The sequence below is a fragment of the Janthinobacterium kochi genome, assembly GCF_051380715.1.
Taxonomy (GTDB): Bacteria; Pseudomonadota; Gammaproteobacteria; order Burkholderiales; family Burkholderiaceae_D; genus Janthinobacterium.
Genome location: NZ_JBNYXO010000004.1, coordinates 453,675 through 469,294, shown reverse-complemented (window position 1 = coordinate 469,294; position 15,620 = coordinate 453,675). Strand labels below are relative to the sequence as shown.

At 64.6% G+C, this 15,620-nt stretch carries 14 protein-coding genes; 7 read left to right on the top strand and 7 right to left on the bottom strand.

Annotated features, from left to right (window positions below; genetic code table 11):
- Positions 1-68: 68 nt before the first annotated feature.
- Positions 69-2,117, top strand: a complete 2,049-nt coding sequence (locus tag ACQ4WL_RS12535; RefSeq protein WP_436510049.1) for a M13 family metallopeptidase — start codon at positions 69-71, stop codon at positions 2,115-2,117.
- Between the two features lie 34 nt (positions 2,118-2,151).
- Here the strand turns inward: ACQ4WL_RS12535 and fdx are convergent, their stop codons facing one another.
- The 3 genes from fdx to lpxO form a co-directional block, all read right to left on the bottom strand.
- Positions 2,152-2,484, bottom strand: a complete 333-nt coding sequence (gene fdx / locus ACQ4WL_RS12530) for an ISC system 2Fe-2S type ferredoxin (protein WP_436510048.1) — start codon at positions 2,482-2,484, stop codon at positions 2,152-2,154.
- Positions 2,485-2,543: 59 nt separating this feature from the next.
- A complete protein-coding gene (locus ACQ4WL_RS12525; RefSeq protein WP_436510047.1) occupies positions 2,544-2,942 on the bottom strand; it encodes a DUF6331 family protein in 399 nt (132 codons plus the stop codon).
- An 84-nt stretch (positions 2,943-3,026) separates the two neighbouring features.
- Positions 3,027-3,926 carry a lipid A hydroxylase LpxO gene (gene lpxO, locus ACQ4WL_RS12520; protein ID WP_436510046.1) on the bottom strand — a complete coding sequence of 300 codons (900 nt, stop codon included), beginning with the start codon at positions 3,924-3,926 and terminating at the stop codon, positions 3,027-3,029.
- Positions 3,927-4,070: 144 nt separating this feature from the next.
- On the opposite strand from lpxO, the gene ACQ4WL_RS12515 reads away from it, so the two are divergent.
- From ACQ4WL_RS12515 to ACQ4WL_RS12505, 3 genes are all read left to right on the top strand, one after another.
- Positions 4,071-4,496 (top strand): hotdog fold thioesterase, encoded by a 426-nt coding sequence (locus ACQ4WL_RS12515; RefSeq protein ID WP_436510045.1) that lies wholly within the window; start codon positions 4,071-4,073, stop codon positions 4,494-4,496.
- A gap of 253 nt (positions 4,497-4,749) precedes the next feature.
- A complete protein-coding gene (locus ACQ4WL_RS12510) occupies positions 4,750-6,330 on the top strand; it encodes a methyl-accepting chemotaxis protein (RefSeq protein ID WP_436510044.1) in 1,581 nt (526 codons plus the stop codon).
- 94 nt (positions 6,331-6,424) lie between these two features.
- Positions 6,425-6,961 carry a hypothetical protein gene (locus ACQ4WL_RS12505; RefSeq protein WP_436510042.1) on the top strand — a complete coding sequence of 179 codons (537 nt, stop codon included), beginning with the start codon at positions 6,425-6,427 and terminating at the stop codon, positions 6,959-6,961.
- Positions 6,962-7,075: 114 nt separating this feature from the next.
- Here the strand turns inward: ACQ4WL_RS12505 and ACQ4WL_RS12500 are convergent, their stop codons facing one another.
- Positions 7,076-8,575 (bottom strand): MFS transporter, encoded by a 1,500-nt coding sequence (locus ACQ4WL_RS12500; RefSeq protein WP_436510041.1) that lies wholly within the window; start codon positions 8,573-8,575, stop codon positions 7,076-7,078.
- Positions 8,576-8,684: 109 nt separating this feature from the next.
- Between ACQ4WL_RS12500 and ACQ4WL_RS12495 the strand changes: the two genes are divergently transcribed.
- Both ACQ4WL_RS12495 and ACQ4WL_RS12490 read left to right on the top strand, forming a co-directional pair.
- Positions 8,685-9,578: a LysR family transcriptional regulator gene (locus tag ACQ4WL_RS12495; protein WP_436510040.1), complete on the top strand. Its 894-nt coding sequence runs from the start codon at positions 8,685-8,687 to the stop codon at positions 9,576-9,578.
- A gap of 99 nt (positions 9,579-9,677) precedes the next feature.
- Positions 9,678-10,175 (top strand): VOC family protein, encoded by a 498-nt coding sequence (locus tag ACQ4WL_RS12490; protein WP_436510038.1) that lies wholly within the window; start codon positions 9,678-9,680, stop codon positions 10,173-10,175.
- On the opposite strand, the gene ACQ4WL_RS12485 is transcribed toward ACQ4WL_RS12490, so the two are convergent.
- The 3 genes from ACQ4WL_RS12485 to ACQ4WL_RS12475 form a co-directional block, all read right to left on the bottom strand.
- Entirely contained in the window at positions 10,172-12,649 is a 2,478-nt protein-coding gene (locus tag ACQ4WL_RS12485; RefSeq protein ID WP_436510037.1) for a TonB-dependent siderophore receptor, read from the bottom strand. The genes ACQ4WL_RS12490 and ACQ4WL_RS12485 overlap by 4 nt on opposite strands.
- Positions 12,650-12,715: 66 nt before the next feature.
- Positions 12,716-13,666: a FecR domain-containing protein gene (locus tag ACQ4WL_RS12480; protein ID WP_436510036.1), complete on the bottom strand. Its 951-nt coding sequence runs from the start codon at positions 13,664-13,666 to the stop codon at positions 12,716-12,718.
- Entirely contained in the window at positions 13,663-14,169 is a 507-nt protein-coding gene (locus tag ACQ4WL_RS12475; protein ID WP_436510035.1) for a sigma-70 family RNA polymerase sigma factor, read from the bottom strand. The genes ACQ4WL_RS12480 and ACQ4WL_RS12475 overlap by 4 nt, the downstream gene beginning before the upstream one ends.
- A 189-nt stretch (positions 14,170-14,358) precedes the next feature.
- Between ACQ4WL_RS12475 and purT the strand changes: the two genes are divergently transcribed.
- The gene (purT, locus tag ACQ4WL_RS12470; protein ID WP_436510034.1) at positions 14,359-15,588 is read left to right on the top strand and encodes a formate-dependent phosphoribosylglycinamide formyltransferase; all 1,230 of its coding nucleotides are present in this window, start codon (positions 14,359-14,361) and stop codon (positions 15,586-15,588) included.
- Positions 15,589-15,620: the final 32 nt, after the last annotated feature.

Sequence of the window (15,620 nt, the reverse complement as noted above, 5' to 3'; positions counted from 1 at the left end):
ATCCGGCCTCGCATGCCTGGACAAAGCATGTTCTCCAACATGAAGTGAAAACAATTAAAGGAATCTTCGTGAAACGCTCACTCATCAGCGCCGCCTGCTGCGCCTTGCTCGCCTTATCTTCGCCATCGCTGCACGCACAGCAAGGTGCTGCCGTCGCCGCGCCAGTCTCCGGCATCGACCTGAAAACCCTGGATCCGGCAGTGAGCCCCCGGGATGATTTCTACGGTTACGTCAACGGCGTCTGGACCCGCAATACGGATATCCCGGCCGACAAATCCGTCTGGGGCACGTATATCGAATTGCGCGAAATCGCGCAAGGCCAGCTGCGCGGCCTGATCGACGCCACCCTGAAAAATCCCGGCAAGCCCGGCAGCGAGGCGCACAAGATTGCCGACCTGTACACGAGCTTCATGAATGACAAGGCGCGCAATGCGGCCGGTTTCAAGCCGCTGCGCGCCGAACTGGCCCGCGTCGCTGCTGTAAAAGACAAGAAAGACTTGCCAGCGCTGTTCGCTTACCTGCAAGGCAATGGCGTCGCCACGCCGTTTTCCGCCTATGTGGCGCCCGATGCGCAAGACCCCGAGCGCTACACGGTCAACATCAGTCAGTCCGGCCTGGGCTTGCCTGACCGCGATTACTACCTGAAGGACGACGACGCCAAGCTGCAAGCCGTGCGCGCCAAGTACCTCAAGCATATCGAAACCATGCTGGCCATGAGCGGCGACAAGGCCGCAGCCGACCACGCGGCGCAAATTGTCGACATCGAAACGCGTCTGGCGGCGGTGCAGTGGACGCGCGTGCAGATGCGCGACCCCGTCAAATCGTACAACCGCGTCGATTTCGACCAATTCAACGCACTGGCGCCGGCCTTCGACTGGAAAGCCTACTTTGCCGCCGCAGGCCTGGCGAAAAAGGCATCCTCGGCCGTGGTGCGCCAGCCCAGCTTCATGACAGGGTTTTCCGAAACCGTGGCCGCCGTGCCGCTGGCATCGTGGAAGAGCTATCTGAACTGGCGCATCATCGAAAGCTATGCTTCCTACCTGGACAGCGCTAGCGTCAAGGAGCGTTTTGCCTTCGACGGCACGGTGCTGCGCGGCGTGCCGCAAAGCGAACCGCAGTGGCAACTGGCGCTGCGCTTCACGGACAACGCCATCAGCGATGCCGTCGGCAAACGCTACGTGGACATGTATCTGCCGCCGGAAACGAAGCCGCGCGTGATGGCGATGTTCGACAATTTCGTCGCCTCGTTCAAGGATGGCATCGAGCAGCTCGACTGGATGGGCCCGGAAACCAAGAAGGAAGCCCAGCTCAAGCTGGCCGCCCTGAAGCCGAAGATCGCTTACCCGGACACCTGGCGCGACTACAGCAGCATGCGGACGCGGCCGAACGACCTGATCGCCAACGTGCGCGCCGCGCGCGCATGGAGCCGCCAGCAAAACCTGGACAAGCTGGGCAAACCTGTGGACCGCGACGAATGGTCGATGACGCCGCAAACCGTCAACGCCAGCTACAGCCCGGCCCTGAATGCCATCACGATCCCGGCGGCGATTTTGCAACCGCCATTTTTCAACGTGAAAGCGGAAGATGCGGTCAATTACGGCTTGCTGGGCATCACCTTCGGCCATGAAATCAGCCATGCCTTCGACGATTCCGGCAGCCAATATGACGCCAAGGGCCGCTTGCGCAACTGGTGGACGGCGCAGGACCGCGCGGCCTTCAAGGCGCTGGCCGCCGGGCTGGTCAAGCAATACGGCGCCTACAGCCCCGTGCCCGGCTACCACATCAATGGCGAACTGACCCTGGGCGAAAACATCGGCGACAATTCCGGCCTGTCGATCACCTACAAGGCGTACCAGCGTTCGCTCGGTGGCAAGCCGTCGCCGGTCATCGACGGCTTGACGGGCGAACAGCGCCTGTACATCGGCTTTGCGCAGAAATGGCGCGCGAAATTGCGTCCCGAGGCGGCGATCGCGCAGATCAAGAGCGACCCGCATTCGCCGGGCGAATTTCGCGCCAAGGGCACGGTCAAAAACCAGCCGGGCTTCTATGAAGCGTTCGGCATCAAGCCGGGCGACCCGATGTATCTGCCACCCGAGCAGCGCGTGATCATGTGGTAAGCATGGTCAGGTAAGCAGGCAAGCGCGCCAGGGACTATTCCTTGGCGTGGTTCAGCGTGTACCTGGGCAGTTCCAGCGTCAGGTCTTCCTGGGCCAGGCGCGCCTGGCACGACAGGCGCGAGTGGGGCTGCAAGCCCCAGGCCTGGTCGAGCATGTCTTCTTCATTGTCGCCCAGTGCATTGAGCGAGTCGAAACCCTGCACCACGACCACGTGGCAGGTGGAGCAGGCGCCCACCTGGCCGCAGGCATGTTCCATGTCAATCTGATTGCGCAGCAAGGCGTCGCAAATGCTCATTTTCTCGGGCGCGTCAAACACGGCGCCGTTGGGGGCCAGCTCGGGATGGGGCAGGACGGTGATTATTGGCATGCGGGATTCTCCTTGAGTTCTTGAATACCGTCACCTTGGACCTTCCTGCCTTGGCAAGGTCAAGCCCCTGCGCGATCCTGTGCGACGATGCACTCGTCCAGATGCTCGAGCAATTGCAGGAACACGCGTTTATCGGCAAAGTGATTCATCGCGGCGCTCGTCAATATATCGCTGGCAGCGGCCGTTACGGCAGCCTTGGCCGCTACGCAGGCGGCATGCATGTGCGCGCGATCCAGTTCCAGCAGCGCCGTAGCGACACCTTCGCGCGTGAAATCGTAGGCATCCATGCCGCAACAGCCGGCCACGCAATGCGTTTCCAGGCGGCAGATCAGCGGCCATAGCCCATCCAGCAGGGCATCGATGTCGATCGCCTGGTCGTAGCGGCCGTCAATGCTGATGAACTCGATCCATGTCTCATCGCCGATCTGGATATCGTACTGGCGGTTGCGTTCGCTCATTTTTTAACATTCTCCTGGTTAGTGGCATTGCCCTATAAAAAAAACCGCCCGAAGGCGGTTTGATCAAACAGGCAAGAACTGTTGCTAGATGAAGTAGATCAGCGCGATGACGCCCACGACGAGCGCCACGCGGGTGAGCTGGTACGCGGTCTTGTTCCACGCCTTGAAGCGGCGGCGGTACTGGCCCATGGTCCAGGAAATCTGGAACAGCTTGCTCACGCCGCCCACCTGGTCGCCCAGTTCGTTGGGCGAGGCGGCGGCCGTCATCAGGGTGCGGCCCAGCCAGCGGTTCAATCCTTGCGCCCAGCGGTAGCGCATCGGGCGTTCGATGTCGCAGAACAGGATGATGCGGTCGCTGTCGGCATCGTTGCGGGCCCAGTGGATATACGTTTCATCGAACATCACGGCCTGGCCATCGCGCCAGCTGTGGCGTTCGCCATCGACGTCGATGAAGCAGCGGTCGTCGTTGGGCGTCTGCAAGCCCAGGTGGTAGCGCAGCGAGCCGGCGAACGGGTCGCGGTGCGGGTTGAGCTTGCCGCCTTGCGGCAGTTCCGCGAACATGGCCGCCTTGATCGAGGGAATCGATTGCAGCAGCGCATAGGTTTGCGGGCACATTTGCTGTGCCGACGGGTGGTTCGCGTCATACCATTTCAGGTAGAAACGCTTCCAGCCATACTTGAAGAAGGAATTGAAACCCACGTCATTGTTTTTTTCAGCCGCCTTGATCTTTTTCATTTCCTGCATGCGCAGCGCTTCATCGCGGATGATTTGCCAGTTCTGCTGCAGCGGCGCCAGTTCCGGAAATTGATCGACGGAAAGATATGGCGTGGCCGGTACCTTGGAAAAGGTGTGCATGAACAGGTTCAGCGGCGCCATGAACGAGGAGTGATCGAAGATCTGGCGGCGAAACGGCAGGCGTACCTTGCCACGAAAATGAATATGTAAAACAGAAAACGCAAAAATGCCCAGCAAGGCCCACTTCATACACAACCTCGTTTTTTAAGAATGGGGCAATTATAACCAGTTAATGCCACCGCCACCCCGTGCCACGGTGAAGGAAAGATGAAGCAGCGCGCGCGCGCCAGCTGCCCTACAATGGTTTTTTCTCCACACTTATCCGAGGTAACAATGGAAATCTGGCACGCACCGCTGGACCTGGCCACGCTCAACGCCGCCAGTGCAGGGACGGCCATGCGCCACTTGGGCATCGAATTTACGGCCTTCGGCCCCGACTGGATCGAAGCGACCATGCCGGTCGACCACCGCACCATGCAGCCGTTCAAGCTGCTGCATGGCGGCGCGTCGGTCTTGCTGGCGGAAACCCTGGGCAGCATGGCCGCGAATGCCTGCCTGGACAGCCACCGGCACGTGAGCGTGGGACAGGAAATCAACGCCAACCACGTACGCGGCGTGCGCGGCGGCCACGTGACGGGGCGCGCCACACCGATACACCGGGGCCGCAGCAGCCAGGTGTGGGAAATCCGCATCGTCGACGACGACGGCAAACTGTGCTGCATCTCGCGCATCACCATGGCCGTCATCGACGCCCCTTGACTTGCATCAAAGCATTAAAAGTGAGCGCGTGGAATCATCCATAACGCTGTTCGCTTATAATTCAGTGTGCTGTTGTATGGCGTGGGGGAGTCTGCCGCACGCCTGCATTGCCCGAAATTAGAAGCTGACTGCCCAAAAAACGCCAGTTGGATACTGATATTGCTCTCTACGCAATATCGGCAAGTGACGGTGAGCAGATCGCCGGTTCTAGCAGAACCGGCAAAAATCAACTTTATACAGGGCAAGAACAACAATGATGTCATTCAATCGTTTGACGATAGGCGCGCGCCTGAGCGCAGGCTTCGGGCTGCTGGTCTTGCTGATGCTGGTGCTGGCCGCCTTCGCGCTGGTGCGCATCGGCGCCATCTCTGGCGCCATGAACGCGCAAGAAAACGTCCAACTGGAAAAACTCGAACCCCTGTATGTGGCGCGCGAAGCGCTCGACCAGACGGGCCTGGCCGCCCGCAACGCGTATATCTTCCATGACCAGGCGGCCGCCGAAAAAGAGCTGGCCATCCTCGACAGCCAGAAGGCGCTGTACCTGGACGCGCTGGCCAGGCTGGCGCCGCAGTTCGCCGGCGATCCCCAATTCGAGAAAGTCAGCACTGGCCTGAAAACCATGGCGCAGGAACTGCAGCGTCCGCGCCAGTTCCGCGCGGCGGGACAGATGGAACAATACGGCACCTTCCTCGTCGAGGAGTGCAGCCCCCTGCGGCGCCAGATCGTCGCCGACATCGATGCCGTCCTGAAAAACGTGCAGCGCGAATCGGAGCAGGCCAGCGTGGCCGCGCGCGCCATCTATGGCCAGTCGCTGCGCTGGATCGGCGTGCTGGCCGCGCTCAGCGTGCTCATCTGCATTGCGGTGGCCACCGTCATCACGCGGGGATTGCTGCGCCAGCTCGGCGGCGAACCGGCATATGCGGCCTCGATCGCCGGGCGCATCGCGCTCGGTGAACTGGCCATCGACGTGCACACGCGCGACGGCGACGACAGCAGTTTATTGTTCGCCATCAAGACCATGCGCGACAACCTGGCCGCCATTGTCGGCAAGGTGCGCCACGGTACGGAAAGCATCGCCACGGCCTCGACCGAGATCGCTTCGGGCAACCGCGACCTGTCGCAGCGCACGGAACAGCAGGCCGGCTCGCTCGAAGAGGTCGCCTCATCGATGGAAGAACTCATTTCCACCGTGCGCCAGAATGCGGACAACGCCCAGCAGGCGAACCGTTTGGCGCGCGAAGCGTCGACCGTGTCGGAGCAGGGCGGCAAGGCCGTGGCCGAAGTGGTGCACACCATGGGCTTGATCAATGCCTCGTCAAACAAGATCGTCGACATTATCGGCGTGATCGACAGCATCGCCTTCCAGACCAATATCCTGGCCTTGAACGCGGCCGTGGAAGCGGCGCGCGCCGGTGAACAGGGGCGCGGTTTCGCCGTCGTCGCCACCGAGGTGCGCAGCCTGGCGCAGCGCTCCGCCGCCGCCGCGCGCGAAATCAAGGCCTTGATCGACGATTCCGTCAGCAAGGTAGGCACGGGCACGGTGCTCGTCGAGCAGGCGGGCGCCACCATGCATGAGGTGGTGGCCGGGATCGGCAGGGTGACGGGCATCATGGCCGAGATCAGCCATGCCACCCAGGAGCAGGGCGCCGGCATCGAGCAAGTCAACCGTGCCATCGTCGACATGGACCGCGTCACCCAGCAAAACGCGGCCCTGGTGGAGCAGGCGGCCGCCGCCGCGCACGAGTTGCAGCAGCAGGCGGCGCAGCTGGAACAGGAAGTGGGGATTTTCAAACTGGCCCAGCCGGCCAACGCTCCCCTGCGCCTGGCGGCCTGAGGCCGATAGTGCACCAGCGCGGCGCGTCACCAGCCATGCGCCAATAGTCCTATTACGCGCTACAATGAGAGCTGGATCACCGTCAGGACGACTCATGCAAGTGCGCAGCAGCCACGATCTCTCCAGCCCGGACGACGACAAACCGGCGCCGCCCGTGCTGCAGCTGGCCCTCGCCGGCCTGGGCTGGGGTTTGCTCACCTGCATGCTGTGCTTTGCCATTTTGTTTGTCACCAAATGGCTGCTGCCGCCCGAATACTGGGGCGCGCACACGGGCCTGGCCAAGTTCAAGCGCGAAATGTCGCTGTCCCTGCTGGTGTTCTGGGTCGTCATCTATTCGCCCATCCTGGAAACCTTCCTGGGCCAGTTGCTGCCGCTGGAAATCCTCAGGCGCCTGGGCGCCAGCCGCCAGTTGAGTATTTTCATCGGCGCCATCCTGTGGGCCATCGTGCATTTCATCAGCGGCGGCTTGCTGCACGCCATCGTCGCGCTGGGCTCGGGCGCCATGTTCAGCTTTGTCTACCTGCGCTACCGCGCCCCCAGTGTGGCCGTTGCCTATGCGACGACGATATTTTCCCGCGCCTGCAATAACATCGCCGTCCTCGTTGCCGTGTTCTACGGCCTCGACGCCTAAAGCACCTTCCAAAACCTACTGCGCGTCGGTATAGGCGGCCTGCGATGCTCACCAGCTCGGCGCCCCCGTACTCTAGTACGGTTGCGCTTCTCGACCACCTCTACCCTCCGCTCGCTACGGTTTTGTTAGGTGCTTTTCTTCCTTCCTGAGCAAGTACGGCACCAGCGCCGCCAGCGCCACGGCCAGCACCGCCAGGCCCAGCAGTAACTGTCGGAAGGCAGCGTCATAGCTGGCGCGCAGCAGCGCTTCCTGGCCGCCCAGCAGCTGTGTCGCCTGTTGGATATCACCGAGCGCGGCGCGGCTGGCGGCCGCCAGCACGGGCAGATCGGCGGGCAGCTGCCGCGCCAGGCCCGCGCCGATCAGGCCCGCCAGCATGGCGCCCGCCAAGGCCAGCGCCACGCCATCGGCGCTGACGCGCACGGTATTGAAGATGCCCGTCGCCATGCCGGCCCGCTCCGTTTCCACCACGTTCAAGGCCATGCCATCCATCAAGCCCCACGGCAAGCCGATGCCCACGCCGATCAGCAGCAGGGGGCCGGCCAGCGCGTCAGCGCCACCGCCGCCCAGCACCTGCGCCAGCCAGACCAGTCCAGCCGCCGTCAGCAGCAATCCCGCGGCGCACACGGTGCCGGCCTGGGCCCAGCGCAACAGCAGCGCCGCCAGCATGGGCACGAGCAGCAGCGGCGCGGCCAGGGCGATCATCAGGCGGCCCGCCGCCAGCGGCGACACGCCATCAATGCCGATGAAGCGCCCCGGCAGCATGACGATGAGCACGATGAACAGGAAGGCGGGCGACGCGGCCAGCACTTGCACGGCAATAAAGCGGCGCTGGCGGAACAGCGATAAATCCAGCAGGGGCAGCGCCGTCCTGCGTTCGACCGCGATAAAAAGCCAAAACAGCAGCGCGGATGCGGCGACGGACAGCAGCACGGCGCTGCTGCGCCAGCCGTGTTCGGGCGCCAGCAGCATGCCGACGGTCAGCAGACCCAGCGCGGCGCTGAAGCTGAGGGCGCCTGGCCAGTCCAGCCGCCCCTTGCCGCGCGGAGGATCGGACGGTACGCTGCCCCATACCAGCAGCATGCTGATGGCGCCCAGCGCAGCCGTGGCATAGAAGATGGCGGGCCAGCGGGCCAGCGCCAGCATGGCGCCGGCCGCCAGCGGGCCGAAGGCCAGGCCCAGGCCGAACGTCGTGCCCAGCATGCTCATCACCCGGTTGCGCGCCGCGCCGTGGAACAGGGGCGCCAGCGAGGACATGGCGGCGGCGAACGCGGCCGCGCCACCGAGGCCCTGCACGAAGCGCAGCGCGGCGATCCACGCCACCGAGGGCGTGATGGCGATGGCCAGGGTCGCGGCGCAAAACAGCGCCAGCCCCGCCAGCCAGACGCGGCGCCGGCCCAGCACGTCCGTCAGGCTGCCGGCCACCATCATGGCGCTGCCATAGCTGAGGATATACGCATTGATGACCCAGTTCAGGGCGGCGGCGCTGCCGTGCAATTCGGCGCCGAGGGCGGGCAGCGCCACGGCCGGACCCGTGAAGCACAGGGGGATCAGCAAGCCCGTCAGGCAAGCGGCCAGCACTTGCAGGGGGAGTGAAAGACGTGAGGGTGAGGACATGGGATCGGCTCGGAAAGAAGGAGCGGCGAGTATGGCGCGCCCGTCATTGAAGAAAAATGGGCTAAACTGCCGAACATATCGGACAAGAATGTCTTCAATTGGGAATCACATGGATAGCTTGGGCGGCATCGCCATGTTCGTGCAGGTGGCCGACAGCGGCAGTTTTTCGGCCACGGGCCGGCTGCTGGGGCTGTCATCGTCGGCCGTGGGCAAGAGCGTGGCGCGGATGGAGGCGCGGCTGGGCGCGCGCCTGTTCCAGCGCAGCACGCGGCATCTGGCGCTGACGGCCGAAGGGGAAAAGTTCTTGCAGCGCTGCAAGCGCATCCTGGCGGAGGTGGAAGCGGCCGAGCGGGAATTGTGCGAGGCCAGCGGCGCGCCCAGCGGCCGCCTGCGCCTCAGCCTGCCACGCTACAGCGGCCTGTTCGAGCCGGCCATCGGCGCCTTCATGCAAGCCTATCCCGCCATCGACCTCGACCTCGATTTCTCCGACGCCATGGTCAATATCGTCAGCGACGGTTTTGACGCGGCCGTGCGCACGGGCGAGCTGGCCGATTCAAGCTTGATGCGGCGCAAACTATGCACCTTCCGCCGCCTGCTGGTGGCGTCGCCCGCCTACCTGGCGCGCCATGGACGGCCCGCCGATGGCGCCGCGCTGCTGCGCCACGCTCGCCTGGACTACCGTTTTCCCGCCACGGGCCGCCTGGAAGCATGGCCGCTGCTGGACGAGGCAGCCCAGCCGGCGTCCGGCATGGTCAGCAATAGCGTGGAAATGCGCGTCTTCCTGGCCGTGCAGGGGCAGGGCATCGCCTACCTGCCTGCTTTTGCCGTGCAGCGCGAGCTGGCGGCCGGGCAACTGGTTTCGCTGCTGGACGAGCATACGCAGGCGTGCACGGCCTTCTGGCTGCTGTGGCCAGCCAGCCGCCACCTGCCGCCGCGCCTGCGCGTGTTGATCGATTTTCTGGTGGAGCAATTGCAGGACCAGGATTTTGGAGCGCAGCCCTGACGGCTGCTTCTTCACTGGCGGCGCCGTGCACTAGTGACTATATTGATAGCTATCCTACCCGCGCGGGAAGGCGTACCTGGTTCGGCCAAGGGAGACATCATGCACAGCGTACAAAAGATTAGCCCATGTTTATGGTTCAACGGCAACGCCGAGGCGGCGGCCCGCTTTTATACGGAAATTTTCCCCAATTCGAAGATCGGCCAGATCCTGCGCTATGGCGAGGAAGGCAGGGAAATCCACGGCCAGGCGCCGGGCAGCGTGCTGACGGTGGCCTTCGAACTCGATGGCCAGACGTTTACGGGCTTGAATGGCGGCCCCCTGTTCCAGTTTTCCGAAGCCATCTCGTTCCAGGTCAATTGCGAAACCCAGGACGAGGTCGACCACTATTGGAAGCAGCTGTCCGAAGGCGGGCCGCCGGAAGCGCAGCAGTGCGGCTGGCTCAAGGACCAGTTCGGGGTGTCCTGGCAAATCGTGCCCACCATCATGATCCGCCTGTTGACCGACCCCGATCCCGTCAAGGCCGGGCGGGTGATGAAAGCCATGATGGGCATGAAAAAGATCGACATCGAGGAGATCAAGCGGGCCTATGCCGGCTAGAAGCTGGCCCGCACGGTCAGCTGCGCGTTGCGCGGATCGCCATAGTAGGCGCTGCCGTACAGGCCATAGCCGCTGTAATAGCGCTTGTTGAAGACATTGTTAATGTTGAGCACGGCGCTGAGCCGCTTGCTGAACTCGTAGCGCGCCATCAGTCCCGCCACGCCAAAGCTGCCTTCGTCGGCGCGCGCCGGCACGTCGCCTGCCAGGACGGTGTGGTAATACGTCCGGCCTTGCCAGTTGATATTGCCTCCCACGCTCAAGCGGCGCCAGTCGCCACTGAGGCGGTAGCTGGTCGCCAGCTTGAAGCTGCGTTCGGGGCGCGTCGTATCGATGCGCTGGCCATCCTTGTCGCGCGGGCGGCTGAACGTCGCTCCCGCCTGCACTTGCCAGCCGGGCAACAGCTGGCCTGCCACTTCCAGTTCCACGCCGCGCGTGGTGGTGCCGTCGATGGGCCGGTAGACTTCGCGTTCATTGGCGTCCGTGCCCACGTAATCGGCCAGGTTGTCTTGCTCGATATGAAACAGGGCCACGCTGGCGTTCAGTCTGCGCGCGAAAAACTCGCCCTTGATGCCGCTTTCCCAGGATTTGCCCGTGGTGGGCGGCAGCGCCCTGGCATTGGCGTCGCTGACCGATTGCGGCTCGAAGATGCTGGCATAGCTGAGGTAGGCGGAATACGTGCCACTCAAGTCATAGACGGCGCCCGCATACGGCACCAGCCGGTGTTTTTCCTTCGCGTCGTCGCGGCCCGTGTCGCCCACGCCGTAGATCAGCTCGCCCGTGCGTTCATAGCTGTTCAGGCGGCTGCCGATGATCAGCGACAAGCCATCGGCCGGCTTGAAGCGGGCAGCGCCATACGCCGCGTATTCCTTGAAGCTGTATTGTTGCGTCTGGCTGACGGCCATGCTCGATGGCAGGGGCACGTTGTTGTTCCAGTGACGGTAATCGATTTCCACATTGCCGCCGCGATAAGCCACGTAGTCTGACTTGCGGTGACTGGCGTTGACGCCCAGCACCAGTTCATGCTGGCGGCCCAGCCACTGGAACGGTCCCGTCGCGTAGGCATCGAGCGAATTGCTGTCGATGGCATAGGTTTTTGCGCCGCGCTGCACGGTGGCCAGGCCCGTCGCTGAATCCGGATAGGGGCCCCAGCTGATGATGTTCGCTTGCAACTGGTCCGTATCGCCCTTCCAGTGGCTCGCTTCCGCCTTCACTTGCCAGCCATTGTCGAACAGGTGCTCGGCGGCGGCGAAGAGGCGCGTGCTGGTGCTGTCCGCGTGCGTCCAGCGCGCGGCGGGGTTGAAGGTGCGCGAGAACCGCGTCCGGCTGCCATCCGTGTAGAACAGGGGATTCTGGCCGAAGGACGAACCCTTGGAATCGATTTTCTGGTAGTCGATGCCGGCCAGCACGCGCGTGCGCGGCGTCAAATCCGCCTCGATGACGCCGTAGACGACGCTTTTGTCCTGCTGGTAATAGTCGATGTAAGAGCCGTGCTCCTGGTGGGCGGCCACCAGGCGCGCGCGCACGGAGCCGTCTTCGTTCAGGGGGCCGGAGACATCGGCTTCCGCGCGGTAGCGGTCCCAGCTGCCGAGGCCCGCCTGCGCATACGCCTGGAACTGGCGCGTGGGTTTCTTGCGCACCAGGTTGACGGCCCCGGCCGGGCTGCCGGCGCCGCTCATCAGGCCATTCGCGCCGCGCACCACTTCCACTCTGTCGTAGATGGCCATGTCGCGCATGCCCAGGCCGTTCGAATTGGTGCTGAAATCGAAGGTGGGCACGCCGTCATACTGGAAACTGTTCAGGCTGAAGCCGCGCGCATAGTAGTTATAGCGCTCCGTATCGTCGTGCGAGACGGTCACGCCTGGCGTCTGTTGCAGCACGTCGGCCAGGCTGAGGACGCCCTGGTCATCCATCTGCTGGCGCGTGATGACGGTCAGCGATTGCGGCGTTTCGCGTGGCGACAGGGTAAAACGCGTGGCCGTGCCGGCCAATGCCGCCGCATACGCGTCGCTGCCTTCCGTCTCCAGCGCGGGTACGCCGCCGGCCGTGACGGTGATTTCGGCCAGTTGCTGTGCACCATCGGCCGCCGCGTTTGCCGCCCTGGGCAGCGGGCGCAGGACGAAATCGTTGGGCGCCAGTTGCAGCGCCGCCAGGCCGCTGCCGGCCAGCAGCGCATCGAGGCCGGCCGCGGCACTGTAATGGCCGGCCAGGCCGGCCGTGCGCAGGCCGCGCACCTCGCCCGCCTGGTAGGTGAGCGTCAGGTTCGCCGTGCGCGCCAGCTGTTCCAGCGCCGCATCGAGCGGGCCGGCGGCGATCTGCAGGGCATGGACGGCGCTGGCGCTGCCGGCCAGCGGCTGGTTTTGCTGTGCCAGGACGGGTGCCGCGCCAAGCAGCAGGGCGCCGGCGACGGCAGCAGCCAGGCGGGAACGGACGGGAGCGGGGAAGGGCCGAGGGCAGGGCAGGAAAGATGGGGTCATATATCGCTATCATTTGAGTGGTATCAAGCTGTATGCCGTGCAGCCAGCCCGATCCCCTCATCTTTTTTACGCTTTTTTCAGCGTCACCCAGAAGCGCGTGCGGTACACGGCCACGATGGGTTGCGTATGCAGCAGCACGCGCAGGGCCCGCTCGGGATCGTCCAGCTGGAAGACGCCGGAAATGGGCAGCTGGGCGATATCGGCGTCGCACAGCAGCAAGCCATGCCGGTGGCGCGCCAGTTCGGCCACCAGCTGGCCCAGGGGCATGTCGCGCGCGGCAATCACGCCATCGAGCCAGGCGGCCGGATCGTCATGGGCCGGCTCGCGCCAGATGCGCGCGCCATCCGTCAGGACGCTGTCGCCGGCCTGGACCAGCACGGGCCGGGCCGCGCTTGCGGCTGCCTGCAGCCGCACCGCGTGTTCCTGCACGGCCAGGCGTGTCAGCGTGGCATCGGCGCCAGCAAGACGGCGCACCGTGAAGCGCGTGCCCAGCGCCAGCATGCGCGCTTCGCCTGTGTCGACGAGAAACGGCCGGCGCTGCGGGTCGGCGTGCGTGGTAATGGCAATTTCGCCATGCAGCAAGCTCAGCAGGCGTTGCGTGCCATCAAAGAGCAAGCTGACGGCCGTCCCCGCATTCAGGTGCAGCAAGCTGCCGTCCGGCAGGCGCACGGCCAGGCGCTGCCCCGTGCCCGTGCGGTAGTCGGCGCGCGTGTCGACGGCGAACCAGGTGGCCGTGCCGGCAAAGCCGATGCCGGCCAGTACTTTCAGGGTCTGGCGGCGCTGGCGGCGGCGCGCCAGGCTGGCGTCGAGGGTGGCGCGGCTCGCTTCCGGCGGCAAGCCCGAAAACTGGCCGCCGATGGCGGCGAGGCGCTGCCACGCCTGTTCGTGGCAGGGATCGGCATCGCGCCAGCGCTGCAGCGACAGCATGGCGTCCGGGGTGGCGCCATGCATTTGCAGGCGCACGGCCCAGGCAATGGCTTGCTCCACGGGGTCTTCCGGCAAGGCTGCGGCCGTCACCGGAAATACACGCGGTAGCAGGCGCGCCAGGCGCTGGCCAGGTCGCGCTCGACGGTGGCCAGCGAGACCCCGAGCCTGGCGGCGATGGCGGGACCCGTCAAGCCGTCCAGCTGGGCCAGCAAGAAGGCCAGTCTGGCGCGCGGCTTGAGGGCGTCGAGCGCCGTATCGAGGCGCACCAGGGTGTCGATGATCTGCAGCTGTGTTTCTGGCGACGGTGCCGTCTGCTCGGGCAGGGCGGCCAGTGCCTGCAGGTAGGCGAATTCCACGTCGCGGCGCCGGTAATGGTCGATCACCAGGCCTTGCGCGATGCGCGTCAGGTAGGCGCGCGGTTCGCGCAGGGCGGGCTGCGGCCGTTCGCGCCGCTGCAGCAGGCGCATGAAGGTGTCGTGCGCCACGTCGGCCGCATCGGCGCCGCAGCCCAGTTTATGCCGCAGCCAGCCCTGCAGCCAACCGTGGTGGGCGCGGTACAGAGTGGCAAGGTCGGGCGGTGCGACAGGATTCATGGCGGCAAAGTCGATGATGTATGATGGTTAATTGAGAATCATTCTCAATTATTGCATTGCCGGCTTGCGCTGGCAAGTGCCGCCGCAAAGGGTTGCACCGTTGGCTCGCCCTGTCCAAGAGGGCCGGCATTTGCTATAGTCCCAGCCATCTTGTCCCAGCCCTCTTTCCATCTGCCTACAGACCCTGCCATGACCTCAAGCACCAGCAGCACCATCGCGCCCCGCACCTTCGGCACGCCCCTGTCCCCCACCGCCATCAAAGTTATGCTGCTGGGTTCTGGTGAACTGGGCAAGGAAGTGATCATTTCGCTGCAGCGCCTGGGCGTGGAAGTGATCGCCGTCGACCGCTATCCGAACGCGCCAGGCCATCCGGTGGCGCACCGCTCGCACGTCATCGACATGAGCGACGGCGTGGCCCTGGCGGCCCTGATAGCCCTGGAAAAGCCGGACTTGATCGTGCCGGAAATCGAAGCCATCGCCACCGATACCCTGGCGGCGCTGGAAGCGGCCGGGCAAATCACCTGCATCCCGAACGCGCGCGCGGCCGTGCTGACGATGAACCGCGAAGGCATCCGCACGCTGGCGGCCGAAACGCTCGGCGTGGCGACCTCGCCATACCGCTTCGCCAGCAGCCTGCAAGAGCTGCAACTGGCGTGCCAGGAAATCGGTTTTCCCTGCGTCGTGAAACCCGTGATGTCCTCGTCGGGCAAGGGCCAGTCCAAGCTCGATAGCGGCGCCGATGTGGACGCGGCGTGGGCGTATGCGGCCAGCGGCGGCCGGGTCGACACGGGCCGGGTCATCGTCGAAGGCTTCATCGACTTCGATTACGAAATCACCCTGCTGACGGTGCGTGCCGTCGGTGCGTCGGGACAGATCGAAACGCAGTTTTGCGAGCCGATCGGCCACTTGCAGGTGCAGGGTGATTACGTCGAATCGTGGCAGCCGGCCCGCATGGCGCCGCTGGCTTTGACGCGTTCGCGCGAGATCGCCCGCAAGGTGACCGATAACCTGGGCGGCCTGGGCCTGTTCGGCGTGGAACTGTTCGTCAAGGACGACATGGTGTGGTTCTCGGAAGTGAGCCCCCGTCCGCACGACACGGGCATGGTCACCATGGCCAGCCAGGTGCAGAGCGAATTCGAGCTGCATGCGAAAGCCATCCTGGGCTTGCCGGTCAACGTGGCGCTGCGTTCGCCCGCCGCCTCGGCGGTCATCTATGGCCAGTTGGACGCGAAAGGCATCGGCTTCGAAGGCGTGGCCGACGCCTTGAGCGTGCCGGGCGCGGACTTGCGCCTGTTCGGCAAGCCGGAATCGTTCGCCCGCCGCCGCATGGGCGTGGCGCTGGCCACGGCCGACGATATCGACACGGCCCGCGCGCGCGCCGTGCTGGCCGCGTCCAAAGTGAAGCCGGTGGCGAAGTAAGGCTGTCTGCGGATGAAACAGTGATTAACATG

Coding starts and splice junctions, on each gene's coding strand:
- fdx (WP_436510048.1), bottom strand. CDS start 2,484: ATGCCAATAATCACCGTCCTGCCCCATCCCGAGCTGGCCCCCAACGGC.
- ACQ4WL_RS12525 (WP_436510047.1), bottom strand. CDS start 2,942: ATGAGCGAACGCAACCGCCAGTACGATATCCAGATCGGCGATGAGACA.
- lpxO (WP_436510046.1), bottom strand. CDS start 3,926: ATGAAGTGGGCCTTGCTGGGCATTTTTGCGTTTTCTGTTTTACATATT.
- ACQ4WL_RS12515 (WP_436510045.1), top strand. CDS start 4,071: ATGGAAATCTGGCACGCACCGCTGGACCTGGCCACGCTCAACGCCGCC.
- ACQ4WL_RS12510 (WP_436510044.1), top strand. CDS start 4,750: ATGATGTCATTCAATCGTTTGACGATAGGCGCGCGCCTGAGCGCAGGC.
- ACQ4WL_RS12505 (WP_436510042.1), top strand. CDS start 6,425: ATGCAAGTGCGCAGCAGCCACGATCTCTCCAGCCCGGACGACGACAAA.
- ACQ4WL_RS12500 (WP_436510041.1), bottom strand. CDS start 8,575: ATGTCCTCACCCTCACGTCTTTCACTCCCCCTGCAAGTGCTGGCCGCT.
- ACQ4WL_RS12495 (WP_436510040.1), top strand. CDS start 8,685: ATGGATAGCTTGGGCGGCATCGCCATGTTCGTGCAGGTGGCCGACAGC.
- ACQ4WL_RS12490 (WP_436510038.1), top strand. CDS start 9,678: ATGCACAGCGTACAAAAGATTAGCCCATGTTTATGGTTCAACGGCAAC.
- ACQ4WL_RS12485 (WP_436510037.1), bottom strand. CDS start 12,649: ATGACCCCATCTTTCCTGCCCTGCCCTCGGCCCTTCCCCGCTCCCGTC.
- ACQ4WL_RS12475 (WP_436510035.1), bottom strand. CDS start 14,169: ATGAATCCTGTCGCACCGCCCGACCTTGCCACTCTGTACCGCGCCCAC.
- purT (WP_436510034.1), top strand. CDS start 14,359: ATGACCTCAAGCACCAGCAGCACCATCGCGCCCCGCACCTTCGGCACG.